This is a genomic window from Paenibacillus puerhi, assembly GCF_009846885.1.
Classification (GTDB): Bacteria; Bacillota; Bacilli; order Paenibacillales; family NBRC-103111; genus Paenibacillus_G; species Paenibacillus_G puerhi.
The window spans coordinates 106,254-124,805 of sequence record NZ_WUWM01000015.1; the positions used below are offsets into that span (position 1 = coordinate 106,254).

The following is an 18,552-nucleotide window of genomic DNA, read 5'->3' on the forward strand; positions in this document are numbered from 1 at the left end:
GGAGTATGTCTACTAAAATAAAAGCTGCCATCGTAGGATCGACCGGATATGGCGGAGTTGAGCTGATTCGGCTACTGCTTACCCATCCGAATGTCGAGATCACTTCCGTGATTTCCTCGTCTACGGCTGGCGTACCGATAGCGGATGGTTATCCGCACTTGAATCAAATCGTAACGGATCTTCTGGATGGAATCGACATCCCGCTGATCGCAAGTAAAGCAGATGTTGTTTTTCTGGCTACGCCGCATGGGGTCAGTATCGACTTGTCGCCCAAGCTCTTGGACGCCGGACTCAAGGTGATCGATTTGTCAGGAGATTTTCGCTTGAAGGACGGGAGCCTCTACGAGCAGTGGTATAAGCATAAGCCGGCTGACCCTGCCTATCTGGACCGAGCCGTTTACGGGCTTTGTGAGCTGTTCGGCAATGAAGTTCCGGGCGCTTCGTTTATCTCCAATCCGGGCTGTTATCCGACGGCGTCCATTCTGGGTCTCGCTCCGCTCGCCGCCAAGCGTTGGATCGATCTGAACTCGATCATTATCGATGCGAAGTCGGGCGTATCCGGGGCGGGCCGGGGCTTGAGTCAAACGGTTCATTATGCGGAGATCAACGAAAACTTTCTCGCTTATAAAGTAAACCGTCATCAGCATACGCCAGAGATTGAACAGGCGATCAGCCGTCTTGCAGACGAAGAAGTGACGGTTACGTTCACGACCCATCTGGTGCCGATGACACGGGGTATTATGTCCACGATCTACGTGAACCTCAATCAGAAGCGGAGCGAGCAAGACATTCATGAGCTGTTTAGCAGCTATTATGAAGGAAGACCCTTCGTTCGGATTCGCCCGCTTGGCAAATATCCGGGAACGAAGGAAGTGACCGGCTCGAACTACTGCGATATCGGCCTTTCGCTCGATGCGCGTACGGGAAGGCTGACGATCGTATCCGTGATTGATAATATGGTCAAGGGCGCGGCCGGGCAGGCCATTCAGAATTTGAATATCATGATGGGCTGGGATGAAGCGACAGGACTTGCGTTCACCCCGGTGTATCCATAAGGCGAGAGACGGGGGAACAGTCGAGATGACGAATCAACAATCGTTTACGGTAATACCGGACGGCTCGGTAACGACGCCTAAGGGCTTTCGGGCCGGAGGCTTGCATTGCGGCTTGAAAAAAACGGAGCGTCACGACCTTGGCGCTATCTATTGTGAAGTCCCGGCTAACGCGGCCGGTGTCTATACGTTGAATCAATTCCAGGCGGCGCCGCTGCGCGTAACGCAGGAAAGTATCGCCCAAGGCGGCAAGCTGCAGGCGATGCTGGTGAACAGCGGCAATGCCAATGCATGCACTGGCAAGCAGGGCGAGGACGATGCACGTGCTATGCGTGCGGCAGGCGCCCAGGCTTTCGGGGTCGCCGAGCATCTGGTGGGCGTGACGTCTACCGGCGTGATAGGCGAGCTGCTGCCTATGGGCAAAGTATTGGCCGGCATCGAGAAGCTGCCTGCGGGGGTTAAAGCCGACGGTGGTGACGATTTCTGTCAGGCGATTCTCACTACGGATCTGGTGAAGAAGGAAATTTGCGTACGAGTCACCGTAGGCGGCCAGACGATACATATCGCCGGGGCAGCTAAAGGCTCGGGTATGATCCATCCAAATATGGCGACGATGCTAGGCTTCATCACGACAGACGCCAATATCGAGAGCGCACAACTCCAGAAGCTGCTGAATGACATCACGGATTCGACCTTTAATATGATTACCGTCGATGGCGATACGAGCACCAATGATATGGTAGTCGTCATGGCCAGCGGCCTAGCCGCAAACGAATCGCTTACCCCGGAGCATCCGGATTGGGCAGCTTTTGCTGCAGGCTTCAACTATGTCGGCGAGGTTCTGGCCAAAGCCATCGCGCGCGATGGAGAAGGCGCTACCAAGCTGATCGAAGTGACGGTCGCCCAGGCTGAGTCCCGGGATGCGGCACGCGCCATAGCCAAAACGGTCATCGGCTCAAGCCTGGTGAAATCCGCCTGCTTCGGCGCCGATGCCAACTGGGGCCGCATCATTGCCGCTGTCGGCCGTGCCGGTCACCCCGTGCAGACGGAAACCGTCGATATCCGCTTGGGCGATATCCCGGTTCTTGTCCAATCGCGGCCTGTCCGCTTCGATGAGGAGCGCGCCGCCGAGTATCTGAAGGGCGAGCTCGTCCACATCTTCGTCGATCTTCACATGGGAAATGCCTCCGCCACCGCGTGGGGCTGCGATCTGACGTACGACTATGTGCGCATTAACGCCGCATATCGAACTTAGGTAAAAAAGGCCTTGTCGCGGGCAACGCAGTTGCCCAATGACAAGCAAGCAGTACGTGACGAAAGAAAGTCGAAAGCAGCACTCTCCTTACCCAACCAACTAAACTAAGCCTTGTCGCGGGCAACGCAGGAGCCCAATGACAAGCCCCATACAGCTTCGCGCCCGGACGGGGAAAACCGCCGTCCGGGCGCGAAGCAAGCCCGCTCTGCTCGAAGTAAAGCTTCATGACGCAGTCATGCCGCGGCTCCTTCGACGGAAGCTGCACCACACACGCACCAACAGCGCTCCTTAGCCCCAGGCCAACGTAACGGAAGGACGCCGTCTGCAAGCGGACGCCCGGTACGGGCGGGAAAAGCGGTCCACGAAACACCAGTGGCCATCAACGACGGCCCCGCAGCAGGCACGCTCCGTTTCGGGGTCTTGGGGCGAAGCGCCCAAGTCCTCCCCCCTTGAGACAAGGGGGGAAAGAGGGGGGATCCGATCCACATGTTCGTCATGAAATGCGGCGGCAGCACATTGGCTGCTTTGCCTGATGCGTTTTTCGAAGATTTGAAGCAATTGCAAGAAGAAGGCGAAATCCCGGTTATCGTACACGGCGGCGGTCCGGCTATCTCCGATACGCTCGGCAAGCTCGGGATCGAAACGGAATTTGTCAACGGATTGCGCAAAACGAATGAGGCCGTACTCGACGTAGTCGAAATGGTATTGGCCGGAAAGATCAATAAAGAGATCGTGCGAAAGATTCAGCTATCCGGAGCCAGAGCGGTTGGGCTCTCCGGCGTAGACGGCAACCTGATTCAAGCGCAGCCGGTTGCTAACGCGCATGAAGTCGGCTTGGTTGGCGATGTTTCGCATGTGAATGCCGGGCTTATCCAGGGGATCGTGGACATGGGCTATATGCCGGTCGTTGCTCCGGTAGGGATCGGGGCTGACGGCGGCCAGCGATATAACATTAATGCCGATACGGCGGCCGGTGCCGTGGCCTCTTATCTGGGCGTGGAACGAATGATCGTGGTAACGGACGTTCCCGGCATTATGAAGACGGTGGACGGAGAGAAGCGCGTGCTGCCTTCCGTGACCGTCCGGGAGATTGACGAGATGATCGCCAGCGGCGAAATTTATGGCGGGATGATCCCGAAGGTTCGCGCGGCCGTGCAGTGCATCCAGGGCGAGGTGCGCGAAGTCGTCATCGTCAACGGAGCGGAGCCTCAGGTATTGAGCAAGGCGTTGAAAGAGGCCGGCATCGGAACGCGGATCATCAAGGGCTAAGCCCGAGGATCAGGCTAATACCGTTTCTGGCCATTCATGTATAGCAGCACACTGAACAAGATAAAGGAGTGAACGACATGGGAGAGGCTCAAAGCGCATTGTTTCCGAATTACGCCAGATATCCTTTTACGTTTGTGAAGGGGGAAGGCAGCCGGTTGTGGGATGAGCATGGCAAAGAGTACCTCGACTTGATGTGCGGGCTGGCGGTCACGAACCTGGGTCACGCGCCCAAGCAGGTGACCGAACGTCTGAAGGAGCAGGTGGATACGCTCTGGCATACAAGCAATCTGTTCCATATCCCCGGGCAGGAGAAGCTGGCCGAGTTGCTCGTGGCGAACAGCTGCGCGGACGCCGTCTTTTTCTGCAACAGCGGCGCGGAAGCCAATGAAGCGGCGATCAAGATAGCGCGCCGGTATTTTTCCAAGGTACTGGGGCAGCCGGAGCGTTATGAGATCATCACCTTCGACATGTCGTTCCACGGACGGACGCTGGCAACCTTGACGGCCACGGGGCAGGAGAAGGTGAAGGAAGGCTTCGCTCCGCTGCCGGAGGGCTTCGTATATGCGCCGTATAACGATGAGGAAGCGGTGGAGAAGCTGATCTCGCCGCGCACGTGTGCGATCATGCTGGAGCTGGTGCAGGGCGAGGGCGGCGTGAATCCGGCCGATCCTGATTTCGTGAAGGCGGTCGCCGAGCTGTGCGAGCGTCATGGCTTGCTGCTGATTCTCGATGAGATTCAGACGGGCGTGGGTCGTACCGGCAAGCTGTATGCCTACGAGCATTACGGCATTGAGCCGGACCTCTTTACGCTGGCCAAAGGGCTGGGAAGCGGCATGCCGATCGGCGCCCTGCTGGGCAAAGAGAAGCTGCGCGGCGCTTTTACCGCAGGTTCCCACGGCACGACCTTCGGAGGCAATTATTTGTCCACGGCAGCAGGTCTGGCTACGCTGGAGACGATGCTGGCGGAGGATGTTCCGGCCAAGGCGGCAGCTATGGGTGAGTATATCGTCAGCGAGCTGAAGGCGAGATTGGCGGATAATCCGCTTGTCGAGCAGATTCGCGGTCTCGGGATGCTGATCGGCATCGGTCTGACGGTACCGGGTACCGACTTGATTAAGTCGATTCATGAACAGGGCGTGCTTGTTGTGCCGGCCGGCCCGAATGTGATCCGGCTGGCTCCAAGCCTCGTGATCAGCAAGGAAGACATCGACCGCGGGCTGGATACGATCTGCCAGACGCTGTCGAAGGCGGCTGCGGCTGCCGTTTGATACGTAAGTGCGAATGAGCTTGTGAGGCTTGACCACATAGAACCAAGGGATGACGGGAAGGGAGATGTAGGCTTTGGCTGAAACGGTAGAGCAAGCCTTGGCGGTGCAATTGAAGGGCCGGGACTTTATCGGTCTTGTCGATTATACGTCGGAGGAGATTCGTTACCTGATCGATCTGGCGATTGATTTGAAGAAGAAGCAGAAGGCGGGCGAGGTTTATCAGCCCCTGAAGGGCAAGACGCTGGGCATGATTTTTGAGAAATCCTCGACGCGTACGCGAGTATCGTTTGAAGTAGGGATGTACCAGCTTGGGGGCCATGCGCTCTTCCTGAGCAAGAATGACCTGCAGATCGGGCGCGGGGAGACGATCGCCGATACGGCGCAGACGATGTCCCGTTATCTGGACGGTATCATGATTCGTACGTATGCTCACCGGACAGTCATCGAATTGGCACGCAATGCGACGGTGCCGGTTATCAATGGCTTGACCGATCTGTCTCACCCGTGTCAGGCGCTAGCGGACTATCAGACGGTGCTGGAGAAGAAGGGACGTCTGGAAGGGCTTAAGGTAGCCTATATCGGCGACGGCAACAATATGGTGCATTCGCTGCTGATGGGGGCAGCCAAGCTCGGCGTCAACTTCGCCGTGGCTACGCCGCAAGGCTATGAGCCGGATAATGAAGTGCTTCAGCTGTCGCGTGATGCGGCTGTGAAGACGGGAGCCTCCGTGCAGTTCACCAACGATCCGAAGGAAGCGATCGCAGATGCCGATGTCGTGTACACGGATGTGTGGGCGAGCATGGGCTTCGAGGCGGAGCAGAAGGAGCGGGAAATCGCGTTCAAGCAATTCCAGGTGAACGAAGAGCTCGCCAAATACGCGAAATCGGACTATATCTTCATGCATTGTCTACCTGCCCACCGCGGCGAGGAAGTAAGCGAAGGCGTGATTGACGGGGCGCATTCGGTGATCTTCGATCAAGCGGAGAACCGACTTCATGCGCAGAAGGCCGTTATGGCCGCTATCATGTAAGCTGAGCGGGAAGCGTACAGACAGACGCAGACCGAGAGCAAGTGCAAGTCCAAGTTATACCAGAGAAGGAGAGCGGAAATCGATATGGCAAAGCAAAAAATCGTATTGGCTTACTCGGGCGGTTTGGATACGTCCATTATCTTGAAATGGTTGAAAGAAACGTATGACGCGGAGATCATCGCTTTCACCGCCGATATCGGCCAGAAGGAAGAGCTGGACGGCCTGGAGGAGAAGGCGCTGAACACAGGCGCATCCAAGGTTTATATCGATGACCTGCGCGAGGAGTTCGCTCGCGACTTTATTTTCCCGATGTTCCAGGCAGGCGCCCTGTATGAAGGCCAATATCTGCTCGGCACGAGCATCGCTCGCCCGCTGATCGCCAAGCGGATGGTCGAGATTGCCCTCGCCGAAGGCGCTACGGCTATTGCGCACGGCGCAACGGGTAAAGGCAACGACCAAGTCCGCTTCGAGCTGACGGCTGCGGCCTTGACCCCGGATGTGGACGTCATCGCGCCATGGCGTCTGGAGCAGTTCCGCGAGGAATTCCCGGGACGCGCGGAAATGATCGCCTTTGCCGAGAAGCATGGCATCAACGTCACAGCATCTGCGGCCAAGCCGTATTCGATGGACCGCAACCTGCTGCATATCAGCTATGAAAGCGGCGTGCTGGAGGATCCTTGGTTCGATCCGAGCGCGAAGGAAAACAAGGAAATGTTCCTGCTGAGTGCAGATCCTGAGGATGCTCCGGATCAAGCCGAATATATCGAGCTGGAGTTTGAGCAAGGCAACTGCGTAGCGATCAATGGGGAGCGTATGATTCCTCTTCATATCATGGAGAAGCTGAACGAGCTGGGCGGCAAGCATGGCATCGGCCGTGTCGACATGGTGGAGAACCGCTTCGTCGGCATGAAGAGCCGCGGCGTATACGAGACGCCTGGCGGTACGATCCTGTTCACCGCTCACCGCAAGATCGAGTCCATCACCATGGACCGTGAAGTCATGCATCTTCGCGACTCCTTGATCCCTAAGTATGCAACGCTTGTGTACAACGGCTTCTGGTACGCACCGGAGCGTCTGGCGATCCAGGCTCTGGTGACGGAGAGCCAGAAGAACGTGACCGGCACGGTTCGCCTCAAGCTGTACAAGGGCAATGTCATCGGTGCCGGCGTACAAAGCCCGGTCAGCCTGTATAACCCCAATATCGCCACGATGGAAGCCGATCCGACCAAGGCTTACGACCAAGGCGACGCAACCGGGTTTATCCGCCTGAACGCGCTTCGGCTGCGTGTGGCGGCCGGTGTGAACAAGAACAGCCAAGCCTAAGAGCCTAAGGGAGCCAGAACGGCTCACGGTAAACGAATAAAGGAGGCGCAGGGTTTTCCTTTCCACCGGGGGAAGCCCTGCGCCTGTGTGCGAAGAAGAAAGGGGACATGCAAGGTGTCAAAGCTGTGGGGCGGACGATTTACGAAGAAAACGGACCAACTGGTCGAAGAATATACGGCTTCCATCCTGTTCGATAAGGAGCTGGCCGAAGAGGATGTACAGGGCAGTCTCGCGCACGTGACTATGCTGGGCAAATGCGGCATCCTGCCTGCGGACGATGTCGAGACGATCAAGGCCGGATTGCTGAAGGTACAAGGGATGATCCGCCGGGGCGAGCTGGAGTTCTCGGTGAGCGACGAGGATATTCATATGAATGTCGAGAAGGCGCTGATCGACGAGGTCGGTCCAGTCGGCGGCAAGCTGCACACCGGCCGGAGCCGCAATGATCAGGTTGCGACCGATATGCACCTTTGGCTGCGCAAGCGCGTCGTCGAATTCGTAGGGCTGCTGAACAAGGTACAGGAAGCGTTGATTGAGCAGGCGAAGCAGAATCTGGATACGATCGTTCCGGGCTATACGCATCTGCAGCGGGCTCAGCCGATTCTGTTCGCGCATCACCTGCTTGCGTATGTCTCGATGTTCCAGCGTGACGCTGAGCGCCTCCGGGACAGCTACAAGCGTGTGAACGTACTGCCGCTTGGCGCAGGCGCGCTGGCCGGGACGACTTTCCCGATCGACCGTCACTTCGTGGCGGAGCAGCTCGGCTTTGACCGGGTGTACGAGAACTCGCTTGACGCGGTCAGCGACCGTGACTTCATCCTCGAGTTCCTGTCGAACGCCTCGATGATCATGATGCACTTGTCGCGTCTAAGCGAGGAATTCGTCATGTGGTCGAGCACCGAGTTCCGCTTTGTCGAGCTTGACGATGCTTTCTGTACGGGCAGCAGCATCATGCCTCAGAAAAAAAATCCGGACGTGGCCGAGCTCGTGCGCGGCAAAACAGGCCGGGTATACGGCAACTTGTTCGGGCTGCTCACTGTATTGAAGTCGCTCCCTCTGGCTTATAACAAGGACATGCAGGAGGACAAGGAAGGCATGTTCGACACCGTCCGTACGCTTCAAGGCGCGCTGCAGCTGTATGCGCCGATGATCGCGACGATGAAGGTGAACAAGGACCGGATGAGACAAGCCGTCAATCAGGACTTCTCCAACGCGACCGACATCGCCGATTACCTGGTCAACAAAGGCATGCCGTTCCGTCAGGCGCATGAAGTGATCGGGAAGACCGTGCTGTACTGCATCCAGCAGAACAAATACCTGCTTGACCTGAAGCTCGAGGAGTACCATCAGTTCTCTGAGCTGTTCGATCAGGACATCTACCAAGTGCTGCAGCCGGAGACCGTTGTCAATGCGCGCAACGTGTATGGCGGTACGGCGACGGTTCAAGTGAGCGCAGCCGTAGAGCGTGCGGAAGCGGCGCTCGCCGAATCGGCGGCCTGGTTCGATGAATATTTGGAGAAGAGCCGGTAGGACCCGCATATCGACGTCTAAGGGTCGAGCTCTTCCTGCTTGTAAAAAAAAGCCCCAGCAGCATCTGCCAAATCCGCGTTATCGCGGACTTGAGCGGGATGCGGCATCGGGGCTTTTTGCGTCCGCCGAAACAGTGGATATCCAGCTAGCTAAGGGGAGCGGCTATCGGAAGGCCGGTCCCTTCACGCCATCCTCCACGTACGGGAGACCGTCTTTCGGGGCAGGAAAGCTGCGGTCCAGGTCGGCGTCCCCGCCGGAATTCATCGCGATAACGTTGGGCTGAGCGCTGTAAGTGTCCCGCGATATTTTCTCTCTGCCGATTTCCCTGCCGTTCTGCTTCTTGATCCGGTACGTCTCGACGATGTACCCCGGCTTTCCCGGTGTGATCGGTACCTGTTTGCCGCGCGGCAGAGTCGGATTGTGCACGAATTTGGTCGGAGGCTCCAGCTTCTCGATCGTCCGGGATTCGACAGCATAACTGATGTCTGCCGGCGTTTGGCCGAACAGCTTGACCGTTAGCCCCTTGCGGTCAGCTTGCGTACGGATCAGCACGTAATGAGGCGTGTTGTTGCGGAACTTGAAGTTAATATGGCCTGTGGCAAAGGTAGCGTCCTGCCCGAGCGGAATGTAGCTCACAGGGAGCGAATGATTGCGCCGCTCCACGATCTCAAGGCCAGCGTGCAGCACCGCCATGTACAGCGTGGAGGAAACCTGGCAGATGCCGCCCCCGATGCCGGGCACAAGCTTGCCGTTCATGATGACGGGCGCCTCCTTATAGCCGAAGGCTTCCTCCGTCTGCTTAATAAAGGGGGCGTAATCGAACACGGCGCCGGGTGCCAGCAGCGTATCCTGGAGAGACGCAGCCGTGGATTGCACGTTATGCAAGCGGCCCTCGGCGCTTCCTGGTCCTCCATCCGGAGACGGAGGGTAGGCGGTGGTGAAATGTCCGATGCTGCGAACAATTCCCTGCGCCCGCAGCATCTCGACGGTAATGGCAGGATTCCACACGCGCAGCGGCACGCTAAGCTCGGGCACATCTGTGGGAGATTGCTCCCATGAGGGCAGTGAGGCGGCGAGCCTTTCCGCGAACATCCGCTCATCGGGCTGAACGGTCGATTTCTCAGGCAGGTAATCTACCGTATCATTCGGACGAATCACCCGTACCGCGTCTTTCGGTTTTATCTGATATAGGCGGGGGTAGACCTGCCGCAAAGCGGCCAGCAGTTTGTCTGTATTAACCGAAGGGGAAACGGTCCAGGCTTGGCCCCGCATCGCCCACCGGGCCTTCGCGCGCTGAAGAACGGAGCCTTGCCGCAGGGGCCAGGTTTTTTCGATCAGGCTTTGAGCGTCCAATTCGACACCGAGCTCCGCGAGCGTACGTTCCGCCTTGCTCCCGGCTGCGGCAGAGGGATGATTCTCCAGGCTAAGCGTAGCCTTCAGCCCCAGAAAGCTTGCCTGCTTCTCGGCCAATTGAAGCTCGAATTCCTGAAAGGTAAGCCCGCCGACTACCCAATCCCCTACATGAAGCCGATGAGGCAGCCGCTGGGAGGAGCCGTATAGGGCAGCCGTTCCGCACGCGATCACGGTAACCGACAGAATCGCAATCAGCAGCGGTCCGATAAGCTTGGTTACTGGCGGCATCATCAGTCGGGTCTCCTTTGCTACGGAAGCTCGTACCTCGGCTTGCTATCCCCACTATATGCCCCGTCCCCTTGAAACTTGCCATCCGCTTTAGCATAATCGCCCGGGCGGGAGACAACTTGTTCCAGTCACGGGCAGGAATTGCGAAAAGGTGTAGAAATTCACATGGCAATAAAGGAATTTGGGTTTTTATGTCGAACTTATATAGGCTAATGCTGGAATTCTAACCGACAAGATCGGCTAATGGGTTGGGATAAGCACGGCTCTTTCGCTTAGAGAAGGGTCATGCCCGACTATCAGCTTTCGCTAATAAATTCAGGATGTGATACCGTGATCGAAATGCACGACGTTTGGAAAACGTATCCTGACGGTAATCATGCGCTCAAAGGCATCAGCGTCAAGGTGGACCAAAGTGAATTCGTCTATGTCGTCGGCCCGTCAGGAGCGGGTAAATCGACTTTTATGAAAATGATCTATAGAGAGGAACGTCCGACCAAGGGGACGATCTTCGTCAACGGCTTCAATCTTGAGAAGTTGAAGCAGCGTAAAATTCCATATGTGCGCCGCAATATCGGCGTTATTTTTCAAGACTTCCGGTTGCTCCCGAAGCTGACGGTTTACGAGAACGTAGCTTTTGCGATGGAGGTCATCGAAGCTCCCAAGAAGGTCATCCGAAAGCGGACGCTAGAGGTGCTTGAGCTGGTGAGGCTGAAGGATAAAGTCGGCTCGCTGCCTACCCAGTTATCCGGAGGCGAGCAGCAGCGCGTGGCAATTGCCCGGGCAATAGTCAACAATCCGTCCGTTATTATCGCGGATGAGCCGACAGGCAATCTGGACCCTGACACGTCGTGGGGGATCATGAAGCTGATGGAGGAAATCAACTTTCGAGGTACGACAATCGTGATGGCTACGCACAACAAAGAGATCGTGAACACGATGCGCAAACGAGTCATCGCCATCGAGGCAGGCAAAATCGCCCGTGACGAAGCAAGGGGTGAGTACGGCTATGAAGATTAGCACAGCCGGGCGGCATCTCCGTGAAGGAACGAAGAGCGTGCTTCGCAACGGCTGGATGTCCTTTGCTTCGATCAGCTCGATTGCCATATCGTTGTTCATTCTTGGCGTTTTTCTGCTGCTGACGCTTAATGTGAATTTTCTTTCGAAGCAGATCGAGCAGCAGGTGGAGATACGGGTCTATCTGGAGGTGAACACGCCACAGGAGGAGATTGCCCTGCTGCAGAACGAGATTGCTTCTATCTCGCAGGTCAGCAAGATCACCTTTATATCCAAGGAGGAGGGCCTCGTCTTCCTGCGCGAGAAATTAGGGGAAAGCGGAAGGGAGCTTCTCGAAGGCTTCGATGGGGAAAACAATCCGCTGAATGATTCGTTTACTGTGGAGGTTTCCCAGCCGCGCGAGGTCGCGGTTGTAGCCGAGCAGATCGGCAAGCTCAATAATGACAAGACGGTCAAGCCGATCTATCGCGTTAGCTACGGGCAAGGCACGGTCGAGACGATGTTCAAAATTACCGCGATTGTGCGAAATGTCGGCTTGGTGCTGGTAGCGGCACTGGCTTTGACGGCGATGTTCCTCATCTCGAATACGATAAAAATTACGATCGTGGCCAGAAGACGGGAAATCTCGATTATGAAGCTGGTCGGTGCGACCAATTCGTTTATTCGCTGGCCGTTCTTCATTGAGGGTGCGCTGCTAGGCATCATCGGCTCGGCGATCCCGGTCGGCGTTCTGTTATACGGGTATCAGCAGTTGATGCTTTCGATACAAGTGGATTTGAATCTGCTGCTTATCAAGCTTCTGCCTTTCCAGGAAGTCGCTATGCAGACGGCGGGATTGCTGCTCGGCATAGGTATTATAATCGGGATCTGGGGAAGCGTGTTGTCGGTGCGTAAATTTTTGCGCGTATAGCGCCCTGAGAGTTCTAGGTCGAACGAACACATGTTCAAGGAGGAACGGGTATTGAAAAAGTCTTTTCTGCCGCTTGTCTTGTCCGTAGGTCTCGTAGGTACGTTGATGGTGCCGCAGTCCGGGTTTGCTTTAACCGCATCCCAGCGCATCGAGCAGGAGCTAAAGCAACTGAAGCAGACGAAAGCCGCCGTAGAACAGAAGGTAAACGACACCGAGAAACAGCTGAATCAGGTAACGAGGGAAAAGCAGCAGACGGAAAAAGATATTGAGGCGCTGCTCGCCCAAATCGATAAAACCAATCAAAGCCTGAATGTGTTAAACGATAAGGTGGAGGAAGTCTCGTCCTCCCTGCAAACCAATGCCGTTCAGCTCGAAGAGGCCGAAGGCCGGGTCGAATCCCGCGATCATATGCTGCGGTCCCGCGTCCGGCTGATGTATATGAACGGCATCGTTTCCTATGCGGACGTGCTGCTTAGCTCGACCAGCTTCAGCGATTTCCTGGACCGTCTGGAGGCGCTGCGCTCGATCGTCAGTCAGGATAAAGAAATCCTGGAGGCCAACAAACGGGATCGCGACATGATTACCATCAAGCGGGTGGAGATTGAACAGCAGCTGACGGAGGTTAAGAATCTGTATGTGCAGACCCAGGCGATCAAGGCGGATCTGGTCGTGAAAGAGAAGGAGAAGGAAGTGCGGATCGCGAGCCTCTCCGATAAGGAAAAGGATCTGCACGAAATCAACGAGGAAGCAGAGAAGCAGCTGATGAAGATGGCAAGCCAGGAGGCAGCCAAGCAAAAGGCGCTTAAGGATGCGAAGGCAGCGGAAACGGCTAAGAAAACCGGCAAAGCGGCGGCTTCCGCCTACACGTACAAAGGCGGGCAATTCGGGTATCCGCTGCCGAACGTCGTCAATATATCCTCGGACTTCGGGACGCGGAAGGATCCGTTCACAGGCCGGTCCGCTACGCATAACGGCATTGATTTCCCTTCTCCGGCAGGGACAAGCATTCTCGCGGCAGAGGATGGAGTCGTTATTCTGGCGTCCTGGTGGAGCGGATACGGCAACACGGTCATCATCGACCACGGCAAGGATATCTGGACGCTCTACGGACACATTCGCAATGACGGCATCGTCGTTAAGAAGGGCGATACGGTCAAGCGCGGGCAAAAGATTGCGGAGGTCGGCTCCACAGGGCGTTCCACAGGCAATCACTTGCATTTCGAGGTGCGTCGCAACGAATCGCCGATTGACCCGAAACCTTTTTTGAGATAAGGCGATAAGATCGACAACATAGGCTGTTCATAAATCCAGGGAGCTTGTCATAAACTAGAAAATCGAGTTCGTGACATGGATAGGAACCATCGGCTTTGGACTTCGATGTCCCTTGGAGCCGGTTGCTACCGGGAACAGCAAAGGCGGTGTGGAGAGACGTATGAGATTTAAAGGGCGTACGGTAGTGGCATTTATTCTGTTATCGATGTTCGCCAGCAGTATTATGACGCTGACGATCGTGCATCCGTCCATTTTCGCGGCAGTGAAGAACGAAGGCGGTGCAGCGGCTGCCGAAGGCAAAGGCCTCACCAGCAAGGATTTGAGTAAAATCGCGACGACTTATCAGCTGATCGAGAATAAGTTTCTCAGTCAGGTAGACCATGACAAGATCGTGAATGGGGCAATCAACGGGATGCTGGCAACGCTGGAAGATCCGTTCACGGTCTATATGGATCAGACGGAGGCCAAGCAGTTCGACGAGAATATTACGTCTTCGTTCCAGGGCATCGGCGCGGAAGTCACGTCTGAGGACGGCAAGGTCCTGATCGTGGCCCCGATCAAAGGGTCGCCCGCGGAGAAGGCGGGTTTGCATGCCAACGATGTGATCGTCTCTGTGAATGGAGACAAGCTGGAGGGGCTTACGCTCAATCAGGCGATTATGAAAATCCGCGGTCCCAAAGGTACGCAGGCGAAGCTTGAGGTCGCACGTCCGGGGGTTACCGATGTGATTCAGCTGATCGTGGTTCGCGATGACATCGATGTTGAAACAGTTTACGGCGAGATGCTCCAGGGGAATATCGGCAAGATCGAGATCCGCCAATTCTCCAGCAACACGGCTGCTCGCTTCAAGGAAGAGCTTGCTTCGCTTGAGGCCAAGGGAATGAAGGGACTGATCATCGACGTGCGCAACGACCCGGGCGGTCTGCTGCAGTCCGTGGTTCAGATCGTCGAGCCTTTCGTGCCTAAGGGCAAAGCGATCCTGCAGATCGAAAACCGGAATGGAACGAAGGAAGAAACGAAATCCGAGAACGGAACCGGCAAGCCTTATCCGGTCAACGTTCTGATTAATAAAGGAAGCGCCAGCGCTTCCGAAATATTGGCCGGCGCCCTGCATGACTCGGTCGGAAGCGAATTGATCGGAGAAACGACCTTCGGCAAGGGAACCGTACAGGTGACGTTCCAGGATGAAATGGGAGACGGCAGCAACATCAAGATGACGGTGTACAAGTGGCTGACTCCAAATGGAACGTGGATTCACAAGAAGGGTATCGCGCCTACCGTGCCGGTCGAGCAGCCGGCCTACTTCAAAGTTGCGCCGCTCACCAAGAAGGAGACCCTGAAGCTGGACGCCAACAACGAGGATGTCAAAAATCTGCAAGTGATGCTGCAGGGTCTTGGACTGAACCCGGAGCGGACGGACGGTTACTTCAGCGAAAAAACTGCTCAAGCCGTAAAGGCGTTCCAGCGGGCGAATGGGCTGCCGACGAACGGCGAAGTGGATGTCGAGACAGCTAACAAGCTGGAGCGGGCGATACTGGCGGCAATCCGCGATCCTAAAAATGACCTGCAGCTCAAGACAGCTATCGAAACGATACAGAAATCGATCAAGTAGGCCCAGGCTGCCAATTTCAGGACGCTTGCAGGAAATGAACGGCCTTGCGTCGAACTTAAGTAAGAAGGCGATTCCCTTGTAATGCGGGGAACCGACCTTCTTTTTTCTTCGAATTCTTCATGCTGCCTGGACGAAGGCAAACGATATAGGAACAAGACAAAGGAGCGGGCTATGGACTGGATTCAAGCTTTCGGATGGCAATGGCTTCATGCATTGATTCAGCTGTTCCTGCAGCCCTTTTATTACGTGGGCCTACTTTTTATCGTACTCCAGTACCGCAGGCAGATCGCCCTGGAGCGAAGGTTGTTCTCGACGAAGCTGCACGGGCTGTTGTCGGAGACGTGGCGGACGCTCTTATGGGGTTGGGCTGGAGGACTAGGAGCATCAGTCCTGATGGCGGGAATAGGCGCGTCGATCAGCCCGGATGCGGTGGTGCTGCTGTGGCTGCTATCCTTGCTGCTCATGCTTGTGCGTGTCCGGTTTTTATGCTGGGCCTATGCCGTGGGGGCTATCGGCGTGCTGCAAGCTGTAGCTGGCGTGATCCCCGGACTCCGCACAGCTCCGGAATGGGCTTGGCTAAGCAAGCCGCTGTTCGCGCTTGATGTTTCGGCCATGCTGGCCCTTGTGGCCGTCCTGCATCTGGCCGAGGCCGTTTTCGTCAGACTGCAGGGCACGCGATTCGGGATGCCTATGTTTGTCGAGACGAAACGAGGCAAAATTGTAGGGGGCTACCGGCTGCAAGGCTTCTGGCCGATGGCGCTGTTCCTGCTCGTCCCGCTGCAGCAGGCCGGGGCAGGACCGGCCTTGCCCTGGACGCCGCTGCTGGGCGGCGAGGCCTGGCTGAACGGCTGGACGATCATCGGCTTCCCGGTCATGATCGGATTCAGCGAGATGACCATCTCCCGTCTTCCCCAGACGAAGGCCAGAGCTAGCTCGGGGCTGCTGTTTATCTACGCTGCCGCCGTGCTTGCCGCGGCTGCGCTCAGCGCATGGCTGCCTGTCTTCACAATCCCGGCATGCTTGCTTGCTATCGCGCTTCATGAGGGCATGGTATGGTACAGCAGATGGGATGAGTCCAAGCGTACCCCGTTGTTCGTTCAGGATGAGAGAGGGCTGAAAATTTTGGCCGTCCTTCCGGGAAGCCCGGCGGAAGAGCTCGGTTTGCAAGCAGGGGAGATTGTCAGCAGGGTAAACGGCTCGCCTGTCCGCAATAAACAGGAGCTGCATCAGGCCTTTCAACTGAATCCAGCCTTCTGCAGGCTGGAGATTCTCGATCACAACCTGGAGAAGCGGCTGTTGAAGCGGGGGATTTTCGCAGGGGAGCACCATCAGCTGGGGATCGTGCTGGTGCCGGATCACGAAGCGATGTATTACCTGGAGGAGAAGCAGGATTCGATCTGGGCATATGTGAGCGGCAGGCTGGTAGGGCTGCTTCGCAATGAGAAGCGGCCGAAGAGTATGTAGGACGGCTGCTCGGCAGGAAGTGAAATGGTGTCCCGGGAGCTGCGTTACCGGTGCGCCACGAAGCGTTAGGGAAGCAAGAAGGCAGGCAGCAAGGGGGACTAGATATTCTCGTCCGCATCTTGCTGCCTGCCTTTATTGGGTTGACGTGTCCATGCTCCAGATTCTGCTGCGGGCTGAAGCCAATGTTCAGATGGCTTAACGAAGAACGACAATTTCCACGCGGCGATTTTTGGCGCGATTTTCCTCGCTCGTGTTATCGGCAACCGGCCGCGTATCCGCATAGGAGGTCGATACGAATTTCTTGGCGTCCATCTGGGCGTCATAGATGAAGTAACGCAGCACGGACAAGGAACGGGCTTGGGATAATCCCCAGTTGTCCTTATACACTGATCCGGTGGACAAGGGCAGGTCATCCGTATGCCCTTCGATGCTGACGGTGGAATTGAGCTTCTGGAACAGAGCCGCGAGCTGCGTCAGGATCGGGACGGCATCCTGCTTAAGCTCCGCCTTCCCCAGATCGAACAGGAACAGGTCATTCAACGTAACCGCGACGCCGCGCCGGGTATCGGCGGCTGACACCTGAGCCTGAAGATTATTTTCTTCAATATAGGCCTGTACCTTCTCCAGCAGATCTTCGAGCTGCTTCTCTTTCTCGAGCTGTTGCGCTGTTTGCCCTTTATCCTGGCCCGCGGTGGATGTGTCTGGTTGGCCGGGCGGATGCAAGGACCCTGTGATGCCCTGGCCCTGAGGTACGATGGAGTCGGATTTGGTAAATTCGAATTTGAGCGATTGCGCCAGAACCTCGTACTTCTGAGCGTCGATCTGGCTCATGGCATACATGATGATAAAAAAAATAAGCAGCAGGGTGATGAGGTCGGAATAGGTGATCAGCCAGCGTTCGTGATTCTCGGGAGCCTGTCCCCGCTTCCTCTTAGTCCTCCTCGCCACGTGCCTCACCTGCGCTCTCGGCTGTAGTTTTATGCGGTGCATGGATGAACGAGTAAAGCTTTTTCTTGATCAGCTGAGGATTCTCTCCGGCTTGAAGCGCCAGAATCCCTTCGAGCATGAGCTCCATCTCGGTGATCTGAAGCTGACTGCGGATTTTAATCTTGCTGGCAATGGGTAAGTAGATTACATTGGCAGAAGCGACCCCATATAAAGTAGCGGCAAATGCGACGGCAATGGCAGGACCCAAGCTCCCCGGATCGGACAAGTTGCCGAGTACATGGATCAAGCCCATGACGGTGCCGATGATCCCCATCGTCGGAGCATAGCCCCCGGCTGCTTCGAATATCTTCGCCCAGCCCTCGTGCTGATGCTCGACCGCGTCGATCTCCAGCTCCAGAATTTGCCGGGTCAGCTCGGGATCGGTGCCGTCGACGACCATCATCAGCGCGTCCTTCAGGAAAGGGTCCTCATGCTCCTGCGCACGGTTCTCCAGGGCCAGTACGCCTTCCCGGCGGGCAATCGCAGCCATGTCTACAAGCTCCTCGATGGATTCGCGCGGGTCGCGGCGATGCTCCTTGAATGCCATAGAGAGAGCCTTGCCGAACTGACTGAGCTGCGATCTTGGAAAGCTGACAATAACGGCTCCGATCGTCCCTCCGAACACGATCAGCATGGCGCTGGGGACGATCAGGGCGTCCAGATGCCCGCCGTCCCATAAATAACCGCCCGCAAGCGCGGCCAGACCGATGAGCAGGCCAATCAAAGTCGTAATATCCACTTCATTCCACCTCGGGATTCATCAGAAATTAGGAGTGATCCGGCCGAGAACAGGTAGAGGATACCCGATTGCATCGCGAACGGAAAACAGGTATAATGGACGGGAACAAATATTCCTATATTGACCAAAAAGACGAACAAGCATGAAGCTACTTGCATAGATGTATACTTTTTTATCGGATATTGG

The 18,552-nt window shown here is 56.2% G+C and carries 15 protein-coding genes; 12 read left to right on the forward strand and 3 right to left on the reverse strand.

The annotated features are described in order from the left end of the window. The first annotated feature begins 5 nt into the window (after nucleotides 1-5). The 7 genes from argC (at nucleotide 6) to argH (ending at nucleotide 8,727) form a co-directional block, all read left to right on the forward strand. Nucleotides 6-1,055: an N-acetyl-gamma-glutamyl-phosphate reductase gene (gene argC, locus GSF01_RS15225; RefSeq protein ID WP_159885450.1), complete on the forward strand. Its 1,050-nt coding sequence runs from the start codon at nucleotides 6-8 to the stop codon at nucleotides 1,053-1,055. A 25-nt stretch (nucleotides 1,056-1,080) separates the two neighbouring features. Further along, nucleotides 1,081-2,307, forward strand: a complete 1,227-nt coding sequence (gene argJ / locus GSF01_RS15230; protein WP_159885452.1) for a bifunctional glutamate N-acetyltransferase/amino-acid acetyltransferase ArgJ — start codon at nucleotides 1,081-1,083, stop codon at nucleotides 2,305-2,307. 486 nt (nucleotides 2,308-2,793) lie between these two features. Continuing rightward, nucleotides 2,794-3,576, forward strand: coding sequence for an acetylglutamate kinase (argB, locus tag GSF01_RS15235; protein WP_159885454.1), 783 nt, complete (start codon nucleotides 2,794-2,796; stop codon nucleotides 3,574-3,576). Between the two features lie 77 nt (nucleotides 3,577-3,653). Continuing rightward, nucleotides 3,654-4,844, forward strand: coding sequence for an acetylornithine transaminase (locus tag GSF01_RS15240; protein WP_159885456.1), 1,191 nt, complete (start codon nucleotides 3,654-3,656; stop codon nucleotides 4,842-4,844). 73 nt (nucleotides 4,845-4,917) lie between these two features. Continuing rightward, nucleotides 4,918-5,874 (forward strand): ornithine carbamoyltransferase, encoded by a 957-nt coding sequence (argF, locus tag GSF01_RS15245; protein ID WP_159885458.1) that lies wholly within the window; start codon nucleotides 4,918-4,920, stop codon nucleotides 5,872-5,874. Nucleotides 5,875-5,958: 84 nt separating this feature from the next. Continuing rightward, complete coding sequence (locus GSF01_RS15250; RefSeq protein ID WP_159885460.1) at nucleotides 5,959-7,197, forward strand: argininosuccinate synthase; 1,239 nt, start codon at nucleotides 5,959-5,961, stop codon at nucleotides 7,195-7,197. 114 nt (nucleotides 7,198-7,311) lie between these two features. After that, nucleotides 7,312-8,727, forward strand: a complete 1,416-nt coding sequence (argH, locus tag GSF01_RS15255; RefSeq protein ID WP_159885462.1) for an argininosuccinate lyase — start codon at nucleotides 7,312-7,314, stop codon at nucleotides 8,725-8,727. A gap of 162 nt (nucleotides 8,728-8,889) precedes the next feature. On the opposite strand, the gene GSF01_RS15260 is transcribed toward argH, so the two are convergent. Then, a complete protein-coding gene (locus tag GSF01_RS15260) occupies nucleotides 8,890-10,371 on the reverse strand; it encodes a VanW family protein (RefSeq protein ID WP_159885464.1) in 1,482 nt (493 codons plus the stop codon). 327 nt (nucleotides 10,372-10,698) lie between these two features. Between GSF01_RS15260 and ftsE the strand changes: the two genes are divergently transcribed. The 5 genes from ftsE (at nucleotide 10,699) to GSF01_RS15285 (ending at nucleotide 16,640) form a co-directional block, all read left to right on the forward strand. After that, the gene (gene ftsE / locus GSF01_RS15265) at nucleotides 10,699-11,385 is read left to right on the forward strand and encodes a cell division ATP-binding protein FtsE (RefSeq protein ID WP_159885466.1); all 687 of its coding nucleotides are present in this window, start codon (nucleotides 10,699-10,701) and stop codon (nucleotides 11,383-11,385) included. Further along, complete coding sequence (gene ftsX / locus GSF01_RS15270; RefSeq protein ID WP_159885468.1) at nucleotides 11,375-12,292, forward strand: permease-like cell division protein FtsX; 918 nt, start codon at nucleotides 11,375-11,377, stop codon at nucleotides 12,290-12,292. The genes ftsE and ftsX overlap by 11 nt, the downstream gene beginning before the upstream one ends. A 51-nt stretch (nucleotides 12,293-12,343) precedes the next feature. Next, nucleotides 12,344-13,564, forward strand: coding sequence for a murein hydrolase activator EnvC family protein (locus GSF01_RS15275; RefSeq protein ID WP_235941525.1), 1,221 nt, complete (start codon nucleotides 12,344-12,346; stop codon nucleotides 13,562-13,564). A gap of 160 nt (nucleotides 13,565-13,724) precedes the next feature. After that, nucleotides 13,725-15,176 (forward strand): S41 family peptidase, encoded by a 1,452-nt coding sequence (locus tag GSF01_RS15280; RefSeq protein WP_159885472.1) that lies wholly within the window; start codon nucleotides 13,725-13,727, stop codon nucleotides 15,174-15,176. 171 nt (nucleotides 15,177-15,347) lie between these two features. Continuing rightward, nucleotides 15,348-16,640: a PDZ domain-containing protein gene (locus tag GSF01_RS15285; protein ID WP_159885474.1), complete on the forward strand. Its 1,293-nt coding sequence runs from the start codon at nucleotides 15,348-15,350 to the stop codon at nucleotides 16,638-16,640. A gap of 195 nt (nucleotides 16,641-16,835) precedes the next feature. Here the strand turns inward: GSF01_RS15285 and GSF01_RS15290 are convergent, their stop codons facing one another. Together GSF01_RS15290 and GSF01_RS15295 are read right to left on the reverse strand one after the other, a co-directional pair. After that, nucleotides 16,836-17,588 (reverse strand): flagellar motor protein MotB, encoded by a 753-nt coding sequence (locus tag GSF01_RS15290; protein WP_159885476.1) that lies wholly within the window; start codon nucleotides 17,586-17,588, stop codon nucleotides 16,836-16,838. After that, the gene (locus tag GSF01_RS15295) at nucleotides 17,572-18,366 is read right to left on the reverse strand and encodes a flagellar motor protein (protein ID WP_159885478.1); all 795 of its coding nucleotides are present in this window, start codon (nucleotides 18,364-18,366) and stop codon (nucleotides 17,572-17,574) included. Before GSF01_RS15295 ends, GSF01_RS15290 begins: the two co-directional genes overlap by 17 nt. Nucleotides 18,367-18,552 lie beyond the last annotated feature (186 nt).